At 70.1% G+C, this 14,940-nt stretch carries 18 protein-coding genes; 13 read left to right on the top strand and 5 right to left on the bottom strand.

Annotation, left to right across the window (positions count from 1 at the left end):
- The first annotated feature begins 65 nt into the window (after positions 1-65).
- From QFZ27_RS36475 to QFZ27_RS36435, 9 genes are all read left to right on the top strand, one after another.
- The gene (locus tag QFZ27_RS36475; RefSeq protein WP_429231702.1) at positions 66-1,256 is read left to right on the top strand and encodes a sugar ABC transporter substrate-binding protein; all 1,191 of its coding nucleotides are present in this window, start codon (positions 66-68) and stop codon (positions 1,254-1,256) included.
- A gap of 7 nt (positions 1,257-1,263) precedes the next feature.
- On the top strand, positions 1,264-2,802 hold the full coding sequence (locus QFZ27_RS36470) for a sugar ABC transporter ATP-binding protein (protein ID WP_429231700.1): 1,539 nt from the start codon (positions 1,264-1,266) through the stop codon (positions 2,800-2,802).
- Positions 2,799-3,785, top strand: coding sequence for an ABC transporter permease (locus tag QFZ27_RS36465; RefSeq protein WP_429231698.1), 987 nt, complete (start codon positions 2,799-2,801; stop codon positions 3,783-3,785). The genes QFZ27_RS36470 and QFZ27_RS36465 overlap by 4 nt, the downstream gene beginning before the upstream one ends.
- Before the next feature lie 2 nt (positions 3,786-3,787).
- Complete coding sequence (locus QFZ27_RS36460; RefSeq protein WP_429231696.1) at positions 3,788-4,507, top strand: FadR/GntR family transcriptional regulator; 720 nt, start codon at positions 3,788-3,790, stop codon at positions 4,505-4,507.
- Positions 4,504-5,544, top strand: a complete 1,041-nt coding sequence (locus QFZ27_RS36455; RefSeq protein ID WP_429231694.1) for a Gfo/Idh/MocA family protein — start codon at positions 4,504-4,506, stop codon at positions 5,542-5,544. Before QFZ27_RS36460 ends, QFZ27_RS36455 begins: the two co-directional genes overlap by 4 nt.
- Positions 5,544-5,690: a hypothetical protein gene (locus QFZ27_RS36450; protein WP_429231692.1), complete on the top strand. Its 147-nt coding sequence runs from the start codon at positions 5,544-5,546 to the stop codon at positions 5,688-5,690. The genes QFZ27_RS36455 and QFZ27_RS36450 overlap by 1 nt, the downstream gene beginning before the upstream one ends.
- A 74-nt stretch (positions 5,691-5,764) precedes the next feature.
- Entirely contained in the window at positions 5,765-6,577 is an 813-nt protein-coding gene (locus tag QFZ27_RS36445) for a sugar phosphate isomerase/epimerase family protein (protein WP_429231690.1), read from the top strand.
- Positions 6,574-7,338, top strand: a complete 765-nt coding sequence (locus QFZ27_RS36440) for an acetoacetate decarboxylase family protein (RefSeq protein ID WP_429231688.1) — start codon at positions 6,574-6,576, stop codon at positions 7,336-7,338. The genes QFZ27_RS36445 and QFZ27_RS36440 overlap by 4 nt, the downstream gene beginning before the upstream one ends.
- Before the next feature lie 14 nt (positions 7,339-7,352).
- Positions 7,353-7,667 (top strand): L-rhamnose mutarotase, encoded by a 315-nt coding sequence (locus tag QFZ27_RS36435; RefSeq protein ID WP_429231686.1) that lies wholly within the window; start codon positions 7,353-7,355, stop codon positions 7,665-7,667.
- A gap of 10 nt (positions 7,668-7,677) precedes the next feature.
- Here the strand turns inward: QFZ27_RS36435 and QFZ27_RS36430 are convergent, their stop codons facing one another.
- From QFZ27_RS36430 to QFZ27_RS36410, 5 genes are all read right to left on the bottom strand, one after another.
- The gene (locus QFZ27_RS36430) at positions 7,678-7,866 is read right to left on the bottom strand and encodes a DUF6726 family protein (protein WP_429231684.1); all 189 of its coding nucleotides are present in this window, start codon (positions 7,864-7,866) and stop codon (positions 7,678-7,680) included.
- Positions 7,863-8,006, bottom strand: coding sequence for a hypothetical protein (locus tag QFZ27_RS36425; RefSeq protein ID WP_429231682.1), 144 nt, complete (start codon positions 8,004-8,006; stop codon positions 7,863-7,865). The genes QFZ27_RS36430 and QFZ27_RS36425 overlap by 4 nt, the downstream gene beginning before the upstream one ends.
- A 33-nt stretch (positions 8,007-8,039) precedes the next feature.
- Positions 8,040-8,729: a DUF3313 domain-containing protein gene (locus QFZ27_RS36420; protein WP_429231681.1), complete on the bottom strand. Its 690-nt coding sequence runs from the start codon at positions 8,727-8,729 to the stop codon at positions 8,040-8,042.
- A gap of 350 nt (positions 8,730-9,079) precedes the next feature.
- Positions 9,080-9,679, bottom strand: a complete 600-nt coding sequence (locus QFZ27_RS36415) for a TetR/AcrR family transcriptional regulator (protein WP_429231679.1) — start codon at positions 9,677-9,679, stop codon at positions 9,080-9,082.
- Positions 9,680-9,789: 110 nt separating this feature from the next.
- Entirely contained in the window at positions 9,790-10,677 is an 888-nt protein-coding gene (locus QFZ27_RS36410) for a hypothetical protein (protein ID WP_429231677.1), read from the bottom strand.
- Positions 10,678-10,953: 276 nt separating this feature from the next.
- Here QFZ27_RS36410 and QFZ27_RS36405 point away from each other — a divergent pair, with 276 nt between their 5' ends.
- Genes QFZ27_RS36405 through QFZ27_RS36390 form a run of 4 tightly spaced genes read left to right on the top strand, consistent with a single transcriptional unit; the run spans position 10,954 to position 14,900 of the window.
- A complete protein-coding gene (locus QFZ27_RS36405; protein ID WP_429231675.1) occupies positions 10,954-12,096 on the top strand; it encodes an ABC transporter ATP-binding protein in 1,143 nt (380 codons plus the stop codon).
- Between the two features lie 15 nt (positions 12,097-12,111).
- Positions 12,112-13,218 (top strand): extracellular solute-binding protein, encoded by a 1,107-nt coding sequence (locus tag QFZ27_RS36400; RefSeq protein WP_429231673.1) that lies wholly within the window; start codon positions 12,112-12,114, stop codon positions 13,216-13,218.
- A 3-nt stretch (positions 13,219-13,221) separates the two neighbouring features.
- The gene (locus tag QFZ27_RS36395) at positions 13,222-14,103 is read left to right on the top strand and encodes an ABC transporter permease (protein ID WP_429231671.1); all 882 of its coding nucleotides are present in this window, start codon (positions 13,222-13,224) and stop codon (positions 14,101-14,103) included.
- The gene (locus QFZ27_RS36390) at positions 14,103-14,900 is read left to right on the top strand and encodes an ABC transporter permease (RefSeq protein ID WP_429231669.1); all 798 of its coding nucleotides are present in this window, start codon (positions 14,103-14,105) and stop codon (positions 14,898-14,900) included. Before QFZ27_RS36395 ends, QFZ27_RS36390 begins: the two co-directional genes overlap by 1 nt.
- Positions 14,901-14,940: the final 40 nt, after the last annotated feature.

Raw genomic sequence — 14,940 nt, 5'->3', positions numbered from 1 at the left:
AGGATGCCTCAAAAGAATTGGCCTGTCCAATTTACCAGTGGACCGGAACTGAGGGGAGGAAAGGGATGATCCGCGCGCACCGCTTCCGGGGTTTCGCCGTCGCCGCCGTTGCCCTGCTTGCCGCCGGCGCCACGGCCCGGGCCCAGGATTTCCACGGCTTCGACCCGACCGCGTTCTCCGGCGCCATGCTGTCGGCCGACCAGCTCAAGGCCATGGTGGCCGATGCCAAGGCGGCGACTCCGCCGCGCAACGGCTCCGGCTACGTCATCGGCTTCGCCAACCTGCAGCGCGACATCTCCTTCGGGGTGAAGGTCGAGGGCGGCATCAAGGCCAATGCCGACGCCGCGGGGGTCGAGCTCGCCGTCGCCGATAACCGGCTGGACGGGCCGACCGCCCTGGCCAATGCCGAAAGCTTCGTCCGCCGCAACGCCGATTTCGTCATCGAATTCCAGACCGACGTGAATTTCGGCCCGACGGTGATGAACCAGTTCGACACTGCCGGCATCAAGGTCGCGGCGATCGACATTCCGATGCCGAACGCCACCTTCTTCGGCGCCAACAACCCGCGCTCCGGCTTCATGGGCGGGTCCTACCTGGCCCAGGCCGCGGTCGCCGAATACGGCGCCGACAAGGTGGCGCAGGGCTATCTGGTGGTCGGCGAGCTGCCGCAATCCGGCGCCATCCCGGCGATGCGCACCGGCGGCCAAGTCGCCGGCTTCCAGGCCGAGCTGCCGGATTTCCCGGCCGACCATATCCTCAAGATCGACACCAAGAACACGCTGCAGGAGAGCTTCCAGCAGATGAGCAACCTGATCGGCCGCATCCCCGCCGGGGTGCCGATCATGGTGACCGCGATCAACGACCAGGCCGCGACCGGCATGCTGCGCGCCGCCCAGCAGGCCGGGCGCGAGGCCGACACCATCGTGGTCGGCATGGGCGCGGACGAGACCGAGACCCTGGCGAAGGAACCGCGCTTCGTCGCCTCCGTCGGCTACTTCCCGGAGCGCTACGGCAACTACCTGATCCCGATCGCCCTCGCCACCCTGGCCAACAAGCCCCTGCCGCCGGCGGTGCTGGTCAACCACGTCATGGTGACCAAGGCGAACATCTGCGAGTTCTACCCAGACGCGGCCTGCGCCAAGGACGCCAAGGTCCTCGACTACAAGTTCCCGCAGGAGGCTTTCGCCAAGCACCTCGCCGCCCTGCGTGGGCTGGAGGAGCTGAAGGGCTACGAGACCCTGATCCCGAGGGAGTGACCCACGCATGGCCAGCCCCGCCCCCCGTCTCGAAATGCACGGCATCCGCAAGGCCTTCGGCGGTGTCGACGTGCTGCGTGAGGTCGAGCTGACGGTCGCGGCGGGGGAGGTGCTGGCGCTGCTCGGCTCGAACGGCGCCGGCAAGTCGACGCTGGTGAAGATCCTGGCCGGCAGCTACGGCCGCGACGCCGGCACGGTGCGGCTGGACGGGGCCGAGGTCAGCTTCGACCAGCCGCGCCAGGCCGTCGCCGCCGGGGTGCGCCTGCTGCCGCAGGAGATCTCGGTGATCCCGGACATGACCGTGGCCGAGAACATCTGCATCGGCGATCTGCCGATGCGCGGCGGCCCCGGCTTCCGGGTGGTGGACACGGCGGCGATGCGCTGCCGGGCCGAGGAGCTGCTGCAGCAGCTGGGCTATCCCGGCATCGACCCCGCCGCCCGGGTCAAGGGCCTGAGCGTGCCGGAGCAGCGGATCGTCGAGATCGCCCGCGCCCTGGCGGGCAAGGCGCGCGTGCTGATCATGGACGAGCCGACGGCGTCGCTGACCGAGCAGGAGGCGGCGACCCTGTTCGCCATCATCCGCCGGCTGAAGGCGCAGGGCGTCGCGGTGATCTACATCTCGCACTATTTGTCCGAGGTGTTCGCGGTGTCCGACCGCATCGCCGTGCTGCGCGACGGCCGCAACGCCGGCTGCTTCCGCACCCATGAGGCGACGCCGGCCGAGGTGCTGCGCGCCATGCTCGGCGGCGTGGTCGACGACCTGTATGGCGCCGGCCCCGCGGCACCGCCCGGCGAGGCCGTGCTGGCGGTCGAGGGCTTGAGGATCCCCGGCGAGATCGAGGATGTCGACCTGACCGTCCGGGCCGGTGAGATCGTCGGCCTGTTCGGGCTGGTCGGGTCCGGGGTCGAGACTCTCGGCCGGGCGCTGTACGGCGCGCTCGGGCCGGTGGCGGCGCGGCGGGTGGCGATCGGCGGCACGCTCTACGCGCCGCGCAATCCGCAGGCCGGCAAGGCCGCCGGCATCGGCTTCATCGCGGCGGAGCGCAAGCGCGAGGGCATCGTCGCCGAGCTGACGGTGCGCGAGAACATCGCTTTGCCGTTCCTGGAGCGCTTCCACGCCGGACCGCTCATGGATGTGGCGGCGGAACGGCGTCATGCCGAGGGCTGGATCGATCAGCTCGGCATCCGCACGCGCGGCAGCGAGCAGCGCCTGCGCACTTTGTCCGGTGGCAACCAGCAGAAGGTCTGCATCGCCCGCTGGCTGGTCGACGGCATGCGCCTGCTGATCCTGGAGGAGCCGACCCGCGGCGTCGATGTCGGGGCGCGGCGCGAGATCTATGCCGAACTGCGGCGGCTGGCGGATGCCGGAAGGGCGATCCTGGTCCTGTCCTCCGATGTCGAGGAGGTGGCGGGCCTGTGCGACCGCGCCATCGTGCTCGACCGCGGCCGGGCGGTGGCGGAATTTTCGCGCGGCCGCGAGCCGGCGGAGCTGATGGCCGCAGCCGGCGGACCAGCCGTGGCGGAACACGGGGAGCTGAGGGCATGACGACGATCGACACTTCCCGCCACTCCCGGAGCTTCGCCCGCGGCGCGCTCGGCCGGTCCTGGTCCGGCGTGGTGGTGCTGCTCTTGTTCTACGTGGCGCTGCTGGTCGCCTTCTCGCTGCTGTCGCCCTGGTTCCTGTCGTTCAACAACATGATGAGCATCGGCTCCAACGTCGCCTTCATCGGGCTGATGGCGGCGACCGGCACGCCGCTGATCATCGCCGGCGGGCTCGACCTCTCGGTCGCCGCCGTGGCCGGGCTGACCGGGGTGGTGCTGGCCCTGCTGCATGGGGCCGGCCTCGACATCTGGGTGGCGGCCGTGGCGGCCGTGCTGTGCGGCGCCGCGATCGGCCTGGTCAACGGCATCTTCACCACCGGGCTGCGGCTGAATCCGCTGATCGTCACCCTGGCGACCATGAGCATCATCACCGGCAGCGCCCTGGTGATGACCGGCGGCCTGACCCGGCCGCTGATGGTGCCCGGCTTCAACTGGATCGGCAGCGGCCGGCTGTTCGGCGTCCCGGTGCCGCTGATCCTGATGCTGCTGTGCTACGGCGGGCTCTGGGTGGTGCTGGCGAAGTCCCGCTTCGGCCGCTTCGTCTACGCCTCGGGCGGTAATCCGGAGGCCAGCCGCCTGGTCGGCGTGCCGGTGGCGCGCACCCAGATCACGCTCTACGTCCTGTCCGGCATCAGCGGCGCCGTCGCCGGGCTGGTGCTGGCGGCGATGCTGGGCGCGGCGGCGCCGGATGCGGCGGGCAAGCACCTGCTGACCGTGATCGCCGCCATCATCCTCGGCGGCACCAGCCTGTTCGGCGGCCGCGGCAGCGTCTGGGGCACGCTGCTGGCCGTGCTGATCCTGGGCACGCTGAACAACGGGCTGACGCTGCTCGACGTCTCCAGCTTCTGGCAGGACGTGACCCGCGGCATCGTGCTGCTGCTCGCCGTCAGCCTCGACCAGATCCGCAGCCGGGCGGCGGGGGATTGAGCATGGTGACGGGCCTCGACACCGTCGCCCCGATCGAGCGGCAGTCGGTCGCCGAGCAGGTGGCGAAGAAGCTCATGGAGCTGGTGCGCACCGGCAGCCTGAAGCCGGGCGACCAGCTGCCGCCGGAGCGCGAGCTGGCGCAGATCCTGCAGGTCAGCCGGCCCAGCGTGCGCGAGGCGCTTCGGGGCTTGCAGATCCTCGGCGTGGTCAAGATGCGGCAGGGCGGCGGCGTCTACGTCACCGCGCTGGAGGCGCTGGACCTGCTGGCGCCGCTGCAGTTCCTGCTCGAGCTGAACGCCCCCACGGTCGATGCGCTGCACGAGGCGCGGATCCTGGTCGAGGGCACCATCGCCGGGCTGGCGGCGCAGCGGATCGACGCCGCCTCGCTGGCCCGGCTGCACGCCCTGCTGGCGGTGCAGCGCAGTGTGCTGCGCGACCCGGTCGGCTTCCGTGTCTCGGACATGGAGTTCCACCGCATCATCTACGCCGCCTCCGGCAACCCGTTCCTGGAGCGTGTCGGCGGCTCCTTCTTCGTCCTGGGCATGGAATACCGGCGCATCGCCTCGGAGACGCCGGGCGTGCTGGAGCGCAGCTTCGCCGACCATGAGGCGATCCTGGCGGCGCTCGACGACCGCGACGCCGCGGCGGCGGGGGAGGCGATGCGGCGCCACATGACCAGCGTCTACGAGACCACGCTGGCGGCGATGGAGAAGGCGCGATGACGAGGAAAGCGCGGATCGCGGTGGTCGGCGCCGGCTGGTGGGCGGCGCAGAACCACATCCCGGTGCTGCAGCGGAATCCCGATTGCGAGCTGGTCGGGGTGAACCGGCTGGGCGCCGCGGAGCTGGCGGCGCTGCAGCAGCGCTTCGGCATTCCGGACGCCTCGGAGGACTACCGCGAGCTGCTCGACCGGGTGAAGCCGGACGGGGTGGTGGTGGCGTCGCCGCATGTGCTGCATCACGAGCACGCCGCCGCGGCGCTCGACCGCTTCTGCCACGTGCTGGTGGAGAAGCCGCTGGCGACAAGCTCTGAGGACGCCCGCGACCTGGTCGCCCGGGCCCGCCAGGCCGGTCGCGCCATCCTGGTGCCCTATGGCTGGAACTTCCTGCCATGGGTGCGCCAGGCACGCCGGCTGGTCGGCGAGATTGGCACGGTCGAGCATGTCGTGCTGCAGATGGGCTCGGCGCTGGAGGACCTGTTCGCTGGCCAGCCGATGGCCGAGACCCATGGCCACATGTTCCGGCCGCCGCCCTCGACCTGGGCCGACCCGAAGCGTGCCGGCGGCTATGGCTGGGGCCAGCTGGTGCATGCGCTCGGCCTGCTGTTCCGCATCGCCGACCTGGCGCCGCGCGAGGTCTTCGCCATGACCGGCGCCTCGCCCACCGGGGTCGACTACTACGACGCCGCGACAGTGCGGTTCGAGGGCGGCGCCACCGCGGCTCTGTCCGGCGCCTCCACCGTGCCGAAGCATCGCGGGCCGCATATCGACCTGCGCATCTACGGCTCGGAAGGCCTACTGCTGCTCGACATCGAGCGCGAGCGGCTGGAGGTGCGGCGCCGCGACGGCCGCGACACCACCGTGCCGATGGCGCTGGGCGCCGGCGAATACGGCTGCGAGCGGCCGGTCGACGTCTTCGTCGACCTCTGCCTCGGCCGCGATGTCGAGAACGACGCACCGGGCGAGGTCGGCATGCGCGCGGTCGAAGTGCTGGACGCCATGTACCGCTCCGCCGCCAGCGGCCAAGTCGAGAGGGTGTGATGCTGACGGCGCATTTTGCGTTGCCTCTTCCGCTCGCAAAACCTTTTCAGCTTCCAAACACCGTCATTGCGAGCGAAGCGAAGCAATCCCAGGGGCCGCTCGCACCGGCCCTGGATTGCTTCGTCGGCTTCGCCTCCTCGCAATGACGGCGAGGGTCTTCGGCCGGTGGACTGGCGTGTTTCGCCTTGAAACGATCGTGCTTTAGGGGAGTGGCATCACCGTGAAACTCTCGCTCACCTCCTGGTCCCTGCGCGCCTGCTCGCTGCACGAGGCAGCCGGAATCGCCCGGGCGCTCGGCATCGGCGCGCTCGATCTCGGCTATTTCTATGGCCCGGCGCTCGACAAGGCGGCGCTGCTGGCCGATCCGGATGGGATGGCGGAGACAATGCGGGCGCTCGGTGTGCACGTGCCGAGCTTCTACCACCTGTTCGGCGACAGCCTGTCCGACCGCAACCTGGCCGATCCGCGCCACCGCGACCGCAACCTCGCGGATTTCCGCAAGGCGGTGCAGTTCTGCGCCCGGGCGGAGATCGACACCATCTTCGTCCTGCCCGGCGTGTGCAACCCGGGGCAGGGACGGGCGCAGGCGCTGGAGGAATCGGCCCGCTCGCTCAACGCCCTGGTGCCGATCGCCCTCGAGGCCGGTGTGACGCCGACGATCGAGGCGCATGTCCACTCGTTCCTGGAAACCCCAACGCTGGTGGAAGAGCTGCTGGGCCGGGTCGAGGGGCTCAAGCTGACGCTCGACTACGCCCATTTCGTCTGCCTCGGCTACCGGCAGGAGGAAATCGACCCGCTGGCCCGCCACGCCGCGCATGTCCATCTGCGCCAGGCCCGGCCGGGGGCGCTGCAGGCCAAGGGGCATGAGGGCACGATCAACATCGAGGCCCAGCTGGCCACCCTGCGCGACGCCGGCTTCCAGGGGCATCTCGCGCTCGAATATGTGCATCAGGACTACATGGCGACCCTCCATGACGACGTGCTGACCGAGACGATCCGGATGCGCGACCAGGTGCTGGGGTGGCTGGCATGACCGGGCGCCGGCTGACGGTCGAGCAGATCCTGCAGGGCGGCTTCTCGACCCCCTGGGATGCGCCGATGGTGCCGCCCTTCCCGTTCAGCTTCCGCGACGTCGAGGTGCTGACCCTGGCCTGGCGCACCGATCCAGAGGCGGTCGAGCGGCTGCTGCCGCCGCCGCTGGAGCCGACCAGCGACGTGGTGCTGGCGCATATCTACAAGATGAACGACACCGACTGGCTCGGCCCTTACGGCGAGTCCAACATCATGGTCGGGTGCCGGCTGCCCGGGACCGGCGAGGCCGGGTCCTACTCGCCCTATCTGTTCCTGTCCTCCGACATCGGCGTCGCGCATGGCCGCGAGGTGCACGGCCAGCCGAAGAAGTCCGGCATCCCCACGCTGGAGGCGCGCGGCGACGCCTGGGTCGGCACCGTCGCCCGCAACGGCATCGACGTGATCACTGGCACGCTGGCCTACAAGCAGCGGCGCGACCGGATCGAAAGCCTGGCCGCGCATTTCGACTTCGCCACCAACATCAACCTCAAGGCGATCGACCATATCGACGGCCGGCCGGCGATCCGCCAGCTCACCGCCCGGCGCCTGGCCGAGGTGGCGGTGCATGAATGCTGGAGCGGGCCCTGCACCGTCGAGCTCAGGCCCAACATCCAGGCGCCGGTCTACCGGCTGCCGGTCAGGGAGATGCTCGACGGCTTCTACTGGCGCGCCGATTTCACCCTGGCGCCGGGCCGCATCCTGCACGATTACCTCGCCGCCTGACGACGGAGACCGCGATGACGCAGCACGCCTGGATCCTGGAAATCCGCCCCGGCTATGAGGAGGAGTACAAGCACCGCCACGACGAGATCTGGCCGGAGATGGTGGCGGCGCTGCGGGCAGCCGGGATCCGCAACTACTCGATCTTCAAGCACGGCCTGGCCCTGTTCGGCCATTTCGAGACCGACGACCTCGACCGCACCGTCGCCGCGCTGCGCGACGACCCGGTCAACCGGCGCTGGGGCGAATACATGGCGCCGATCATGAAGGTCGAGATCGACAGCCGCACCGGCTTCCCCTTCCTGCTGCCGCTGCAATGGCACATGGATTGAGTGGGCCTGCTCAGTCGATGGCGTCCGCGGTGACGTCCAGCGGCGCGGCAGCGACATGGCCGGCCACCGGCACCACCTTGACCACGGCGCCGGTGGTGCGGAAGGGCAGGGCGACAAGGCCGCAGCCGGACAGCCCGGCGGCCACGGCCAGGATCAGCAGCGCGGCCATGGGGCGGCCGGATCGAGGGCGGCGGGTCACCGGCTTTTCTCCTTGCCGGCGGCGGCCCGGGGCGTGTGCGGCAGGCGCCGCCGCCGCGGCAGGACATTCGCGGCATAGCCCCACAGATACAGCCCGGCGCACAGCAGGATGCTGCCGAGCCAGAGCATCTCGAAGATCATGGTGAACCTCCTGTGTGACGATGGCGGTTGCGGTCACTTCAGCTGTGCGACCAGGGCGTCCGCGCCCTTCTCGAGGCCGGTCTTCGCCGCCGCCAGCGAGCCGAAGGTCGCCCCGATGTTGAACGACCCCGGGTATTGCTTCGAGACGAAGGCGTTGAGCAGGCGGTTGCTCGGCGCGTCGTAGATCTCGACCGCGTAGATCACGGCCCCGGTGAACGAGCCTTCGCCGCCGCGCACCGCCTGCACCCCGTTGTAGAGGCCGCCGCCGATATCGATGCGCGAGACGGTGCTCAGCACCGGCGTGCTGGTCGACGCCCCGGTCAGCGTCAGCCGCAGGCGTAGGGTGCCGGGGGCGGGATCGCCGGCCAGCGTGAAGCGGGTCTTCAGCTTCTCCACGAACGCGGTCTGCATGGTATGGGCCAGTTCGACCTTGTCCGCCTCGGACATGTCGCCGAACTGGTTGTCCGGACCCCGGTAGATCACGATCGGGTCGATGATCATCCGGTTGTAGCTGCGCCAGTCCACCGGGGTGGCGTAGCGGAACGGGATGTGCCCGGTGTCGTCCTGCGGGTTGGGCGCCAGCTGCGCCGACGACGACGCGATGCCGGAATAGGGCACCGGATCGGCGCTGCCGCAGCCGGCCAGGGCGATGCCGACGGCCGCGAGCGACAGCCACGCCCCGGCAGGGATCGGCCGTCGCGGCCTCTCGGGGAACGCATGCATTCAAGTCTCCATGTCGAAGTCTGCGGCCGGCCGGTGCGCCGGGCCGTGAGGCGCCGTTCTCCGCCGGGAAGGCCCGGAGAGTGCGTTACCGCCGATGCGAGGAATGGGGTGCCGACGGCGCCGCCGTCGGGGTCAGGCCGGTGTGGTGATCAGGGCCGCGGCTGCCTCGGCCCGTCCGGGACGCTCTCTAGCGGGAACCGATCGCGCCGAAGCCGGCCCGGGCTGGCTGTCCCCCGGTTCCGCCGATGCCGCGTTCCCCTGCCGGGTGCGGAGCACGCTGTGCCATGCCGTCGTCCTCTCGATCTCGTGTGAGGACACCTTAACAACGGATTTCCGAATTTGCAAACCGTCTAGTCGGTTTTTTTGATGGATGCCGATCGGCGTCGGGGCGGGAGAGCGGGCGACCGCACGTCGTCGATCAGGCGGTCGAACAGCCGGTCGCGCTCCTCCGCGGACAGGGGGCAGGTCCCCAGCAGCGTCGTGATGTGCAGGCCCCTGGCCGCCATCCAGCGCAGGACCGCCAGCTCCGGATCGGCGGCCTCGGCCTTGACGGCCTTGAGCGCCTCGGCCTCCGCCTCTCGGTTGATGGAGAGGAGGTCTGGGTTCTCGGCCACCGCGCCGAGGATGGCGAGGAAGGCCGAATGCGGCGTGGCGATGGATTCGCGCAACGTCGCGATCTGCGCTTCCAGAAAGGCACCGGGCCTGTCGGGGCCGATCCCGGCCAGATAGTCCTGGGTGAACTTGCCGAAGCGCTCGGTCAGGTGTTCCAGCAGGGCGGTCACCACCGCTTCCTTGGTGCGGAAATGATGCATCACCCCGCCCTTGCTGATGCCGCTCTCACGCGCGATGGCGTCGAGCGTCAGCCGCCCGGGACCGTCGCGGGCGATGATGGCGAGCGCCGCCTGAATGGCGGCGGCGCGGGACCGTTCGGAACGGGTGGCGTTGTCCATGCTCTCTCACAGGGCCGGGGCGGCTCCGGGCCGCCGGGCGGATCTCGTCCGACAGACATAGCGCGCCGGGTGGGGAAAAAACAGACTGTGAGGTCGGTTTGTGCGTCCGGCTAGGGCGCCGCTTCGGCGTCCAGCCGGCGGCGCTCCTGCAGCCGCTCGCGGATTCGGGCGGTCCGCCGGGCCTGGCGCAACTCCTCGCGGGTCGGCTGCCACCAGCCGCGGGTCTGCTCGGCCGGCCCGGCCTCCACGCGGGCGGGCCAGACGCCGATCAACTCTTCCAGCGACGGACGGCGCCAGCGGGCCCAGACATAGTCGCCGGCGGCCGGGTCGGCATGGGCGTAGATGCCGGCCGGGTCGGGGACATCGGCGATCTCGCCGTCGGTTTCGGTGAACACCAGCATGCCGAACCGATCGGTCATCACCGGCAGCTCCAGCGGCGGCGGGTCGCCGGCCAGCACCGGATAGCGGTGGCGGCGGCGCTCGGCGGCCAGGATGGCGGCGCGGCGCTGACGCTCCGGGGTCCATTCGGCCAGCCGGCGCTTGCGGCGCTCCTCCGGCTCGTTGCGGCGGGCCGCGGCCTCGATCTCCGGCCAGCGCCGCCACAGCTCGTCATAGGACCGGAACGGCACATGCCAGGTCTTTGTCTCGGCGTCCCACCGCGACCAGGGGATGGCGTGCATCTGGTCGACGACGGTGCGGGAGTAGGGGGTGCGGACCAGCAGCTCGTCGGCTATCTCGAGATAGCGGCTCTCGATCGGGTCGAATTCATGGGCGTCGCGGCCCTTGGCGTCGGCATGGTCGGCGCCGTCCGGCAGTTGGTCGGCCAGGAAGCGGGTCAGCCGGCGCTCGGCGGTGGTGCCGGGGATGAACCACACCCCCTCCGCCTCGCGCCAGCGGGCGCGGGGGAACGCCGCCATCAGCCGCTGCATCATGGCCCGGTCATAGGGCAGCCGCGCCTCGATCCCCGGCTTGTCGCCCTCGACAGGCCGGATCGTCACCCGGCTCAGGATCCCGCTTTCCGCTTGCATGCCGATTTAGATGGGGGCGCCGCGCCGTTCCGTCGATGAAACCGCAGCGGACGGGGCGAGTCCAGCCTAAGCCGATTGCCCTATTTTCACAGGATTGAAAATGAGCATTTGCCCTGGACGGAAGCAACGATCCTCCGCGGCGATCAGAACTCCGCATCTATGCAGTCTTTCTGACCCTTGACACGCTCCGCCATCGCCTTCAGGCTTATTTCACAAGAATGAAAAAGATCGCAGGAGGCAGGATCGATGCTGATGCGGGCCGACCGATCGCAAGCCCCCAAGGCTGCCGCGAGGGCACATGGCCTGGCGCTGACCCGGCTGTCGCGCCGCTACGGCCCGGTCCGCGCCGTCGACGACGTCTCGCTCGACATCCCGGGCGGTCAGTTCCTGACCCTGCTCGGCCCCTCCGGCTCCGGCAAGACCACGCTCTTGATGATGATCGCCGGCTTCGTTGCGCCCAGCGCCGGCCGGATCGCGGTCGATGGTCGCGACGTCACCGCTGTGCCGCCGGAGAAGCGCAATTTCGGCATGGTGTTCCAGGGCTACGCCCTGTTCCCGCATATGACCGTGGCCGAGAACATCGCCTATCCGCTGCGGGTGCGCGGCGTGTCGCGGGCGATGATCGCGGAGAAGGTCGCCGGCGCCATCGCCCGGGTGCGGCTGGACGGCTTCGACGACCGTTACCCCAGGCAGCTCTCCGGCGGCCAGCAGCAGCGCGTCGCCGTGGCCCGCGCCTTGGTGTTCGACCCCGACATCGTGCTGTTCGACGAGCCGCTCGGCGCGCTCGACCGCCAGCTGCGCGCCGAGATGCAGCTGGAGCTGAAGACGCTGCACCGCGACCTCGGCGCCACCTTCATCCTGGTCACCCACGACCAGGACGAGGCGCTGTCGATGGCCGACCGGGTGGCGGTGATGAATCGCGGCCGGCTGGTCCAGGCCGGCGCGCCGGACGAGCTGTATGAGCGGCCGCGCACCCGCTTCGTCGCCGAGTTCCTGGGCAAGAGCAACTGCATCGCCGGCCGCATGGCCGGCCGCGACGGCGAGCTGATCCGGCTCGAGACCGGCGGCGCCGCCGTGCTGCATCGAGGGTCGGCGACGCCGCCACAGGGCCGCGGCGTGCTGCTGGCGCTGCGGCCGGAGAAGCTGCGCGTTGCGGCACAAGAGCCGCGCGAGATGGCGAACCGCGTGCCCGGCCGCATCCTCGACATCGCCTATCTCGGCGCCACGCGCCAGGTGGTGGTCGGCACTGACGCCTTCGGCCCGCTGACCGCGACCGGCTTCGCCTGGGAGGCGGCGCCGGATCTCGGCCTCGGCGCGGCCGCCTGGGTCGGCTGGGCGCCGGAGGCCACCGTTCTGATCGAAGACGAAGCCGACGACCGATCGGCCTGAAACAGGGGGCACATCATGACGGCATCACGGTATCGCGCGGATCTTGCGGCCATCGCGGCGGAGCGGTTCGCGGCAGGACACATCGACCGGCGCAGCTTCCTGGCCGTGCTCGGCGCGCTCGGCGTTACGCCGCTGCTCGTTTCCGGCCCGGCCAGGGCCGCGGCGCAGGAGGTGGTGGTGGTCAATTTCGGCGGTGACGCCGTGCCGGCCTGGGGCAAGGCCTGGGGCGACCCCTTCACCAAGGACAGCGGCATCAAGGTCACGGTGCTGGGCGCCGAGCCGACGCCGGGCGCGATCAAGGCGATGATCGAGAGCGGCAACGTGGTGTGGGACTGCACCGACGCCGACGGCTTCTACCTGCCGATCCTCAGCAAGCAGGGGCTGATCCAGCCCTATGACTATTCCAAGATCGACAAGGCGAAGGTGCGGCCGGAATTCACCTTCGAATATGGCTGCGCCGCCTACATGTATTCGACCGTCAACGCCTTCAGCCTGGAGAAGACCGGCGGCAAGACGCCGAACGGCTTCAAGGACTACCTGAACTTCAAGGACTTTCCGGGCAAGCGCGCGATCTACAAATGGCTGGTCGGGTCGCTGGAGGCGGTGCTGCTCGGCTCCGGGGTCGAGCCGGACAAGCTGTACCCGCTCGACGTGAAGAAGGCTTTCGCCATCATCAAGGACAACCGCGACCAGTTCCTGCTGTGGGGCGGCGGGGCCGAGAGCCAGCAGCTGTTCCGCGAGGGCGAGGTGACGATGGGCCCGATCTGGTGCACCCGCGCCTCGGTGCTGGACCGGGATTCCGGCGGCAAGATCACCTGGACCTGGGACCACGGCATCGTCGCCCCCGGCGTGCTGCCGGTGCTGGTGAAGAACCCGGCCGGCCAGGCGGTGTTCGACTTCATCGCCTCGACCCAGACCCCGGAGCGGCAGGTCGAGCTCTTGAAGCTGCTCGGCAACGGCCCGGCCAATCCGGCCGCCAGCGCCAGTCTGTCGCCCGAGCTGCAGAAGATCGATTGCGGCTACGAACCGAACTACAAGCGCCAGATCCCGATCGACAGCGCCTGGTACGCCGAGAATTACGACACCGTGCAGAACGACTTCCTCGACCTGATCGCGAGCTGAGGGATGACGGCACGCGCCGCCTTCGACAGCGCACCCCCGGCCGTCGCCCGGCGCCGGACGCCGGCGTCGGCCTGGGGGCTGGTGCTGCCGCTGATGGCGGCGCTGCTGCTGCTGTACCTGCTGCCGCTGGCCAACATCCTGTGGATCAGCGTCACCGACCCGGCGCCGGGCCTCGGCAACTACCAGCGGCTGGTGGAGTCCGGCGCCATGCAGCGGGTGCTGTGGACCACCTTCCGCGTCGCCGCCTGGACCACGCTCTGCGCCGTGGTCCTCGGCTACCTCGTCGCCTATGTCATGCTGCACGCCTCGCCGCGGCACCGGGTCTGGATCACCGCCTTCGTGCTGGTGCCGTTCTGGGTCTCGGTGCTGGTTCGCGCCTTCGCCTGGCTGACGCTGCTGCGCAGCGAGGGGCTGGTGAACGGGGCGCTGGCCGGGCTCGGCCTAGTCACCGAGCCGCTGCCGCTGGTGCGCAATGAGTTCGGCGTGCTGGTCGGCATGGTGCACTACATGGTGCCCTACGCCGTGCTGCCGCTCTATGCCGGGATGAAGGGCATCGACCCCGCCCTCGGCGCCGCCTCGCGCTCGCTGGGCGCCGGGCCGCTGCGTACCTTCGCCCGCGTGTTCCTGCCGCTGTCGCTGCCTGGGATCTTCGCCGCCAGCCTGCTGGTCTTCGTGCTGTCGCTCGGCTTCCTGGTGACGCCGGCGATCCTCGGCGGCGGCAAGGTGGTGATGATCGCGGAGTATGTCCGGCTGCAGATCTTCCAGACCGTGCGCTGGGGCGTCGGCACCATGATGGCCTCGGTGCTGCTGCTGTCGGTCCTGGCGCTGATCGCGGCGCTGTCCCGCGTCGTCGATGTCCGCCGGCTGTTCGGGGGAGGGGCCTGATGCGCTGGTCTTTCCTGGTCGCCCTGTGCTGGGCCGTGCTGCTGTTCCTGATGCTGCCGACCCTGGTGGCGATGCCGCTGTCGGTGACGCCGAACCGCTATCTGTCGCTGCCGACCGACGGCATCTCGTTCCAGCACTACGAGACCCTGTTCGGCGACGACCAGTGGCGCTCGGCGATGCTGCAGAGCCTCGGCATCGGCCTCGCCGTCACCGCGCTGTCGGTGGCGCTGGGCACGCTGGCGGCGATCGGGCTGTGGCGGCTGTCCTCGGCGCTGGGCGAGTTCGCCCGGATTCTGGCCCTGGCGCCGCTGATCGTGCCGCCGGTGGTCTCGGCGCTGGCCTTCTACCGCTTCTTCGCCGGCATCGGGCTGCTCGACAGCTTCGCCGGGGTGATCCTGGCGCACACGCTGCTGGCCGCGCCCTATGTCCTGGTCACGGTCTCGGCCGCTTTGGCCTCGGTCGACCCGCGCCAGGACCAGGCGTCGCGCTCGCTCGGCGCCTCCCAATCCCAGACCATCCGCTGGGTGATCCTGCCGCAGATCCTGCCCGGCATCCTGGCCGGCGGGGTCTTCGCCTTCCTCACCTCCTGGGACGAGATCGTGGTCACCCTCTTCATCGCCGCCCGCGCCGTCTACACCCTGCCGCGCAAGATGTGGGACGGCATCAACGAGCGGGTCGACCCGACCATCGCGGCGGCGGCGACGGTGCTGCTCGCCGTCACCCTGCTGCTGGTTCTTCTGCAGTTCATGCGCGCCGGCCGCGAGCCGGCGGCGACCGACCGAGAGGTTGCGCCATGACGATGACGAGCCCCGCCGCGCCGGACGGCTTCACCTGGAC

This window comes from Inquilinus ginsengisoli (assembly GCF_050434925.1).
Taxonomy (GTDB): Bacteria; Pseudomonadota; Alphaproteobacteria; order DSM-16000; family Inquilinaceae; genus Inquilinus; species Inquilinus ginsengisoli_B.
Note: the sequence above shows the minus strand (reverse complement) of the source record. Positions and strands in the feature narration are given on the sequence as shown.

What these genes read in the sequence shown, in the direction of transcription:
- QFZ27_RS36455 (WP_429231694.1), top strand. Translation starts at nt 4,504, where the DNA reads ATGACGAGGAAAGCGCGGATCGCGGTGGTCGGCGCCGGCTGGTGGGCG.
- QFZ27_RS36450 (WP_429231692.1), top strand. Translation starts at nt 5,544, where the DNA reads ATGCTGACGGCGCATTTTGCGTTGCCTCTTCCGCTCGCAAAACCTTTT.
- QFZ27_RS36415 (WP_429231679.1), bottom strand. Translation starts at nt 9,679, where the DNA reads ATGGACAACGCCACCCGTTCCGAACGGTCCCGCGCCGCCGCCATTCAG.
- QFZ27_RS36390 (WP_429231669.1), top strand. Translation starts at nt 14,103, where the DNA reads ATGCGCTGGTCTTTCCTGGTCGCCCTGTGCTGGGCCGTGCTGCTGTTC.
- QFZ27_RS36420 (WP_429231681.1), bottom strand. Translation starts at nt 8,729, where the DNA reads ATGCATGCGTTCCCCGAGAGGCCGCGACGGCCGATCCCTGCCGGGGCG.
- QFZ27_RS36460 (WP_429231696.1), top strand. Translation starts at nt 3,788, where the DNA reads ATGGTGACGGGCCTCGACACCGTCGCCCCGATCGAGCGGCAGTCGGTC.
- QFZ27_RS36400 (WP_429231673.1), top strand. Translation starts at nt 12,112, where the DNA reads ATGACGGCATCACGGTATCGCGCGGATCTTGCGGCCATCGCGGCGGAG.
- QFZ27_RS36470 (WP_429231700.1), top strand. Translation starts at nt 1,264, where the DNA reads ATGGCCAGCCCCGCCCCCCGTCTCGAAATGCACGGCATCCGCAAGGCC.
- QFZ27_RS36475 (WP_429231702.1), top strand. Translation starts at nt 66, where the DNA reads ATGATCCGCGCGCACCGCTTCCGGGGTTTCGCCGTCGCCGCCGTTGCC.
- QFZ27_RS36395 (WP_429231671.1), top strand. Translation starts at nt 13,222, where the DNA reads ATGACGGCACGCGCCGCCTTCGACAGCGCACCCCCGGCCGTCGCCCGG.
- QFZ27_RS36435 (WP_429231686.1), top strand. Translation starts at nt 7,353, where the DNA reads ATGACGCAGCACGCCTGGATCCTGGAAATCCGCCCCGGCTATGAGGAG.
- QFZ27_RS36440 (WP_429231688.1), top strand. Translation starts at nt 6,574, where the DNA reads ATGACCGGGCGCCGGCTGACGGTCGAGCAGATCCTGCAGGGCGGCTTC.
- QFZ27_RS36405 (WP_429231675.1), top strand. Translation starts at nt 10,954, where the DNA reads ATGCTGATGCGGGCCGACCGATCGCAAGCCCCCAAGGCTGCCGCGAGG.
- QFZ27_RS36425 (WP_429231682.1), bottom strand. Translation starts at nt 8,006, where the DNA reads ATGATCTTCGAGATGCTCTGGCTCGGCAGCATCCTGCTGTGCGCCGGG.
- QFZ27_RS36465 (WP_429231698.1), top strand. Translation starts at nt 2,799, where the DNA reads ATGACGACGATCGACACTTCCCGCCACTCCCGGAGCTTCGCCCGCGGC.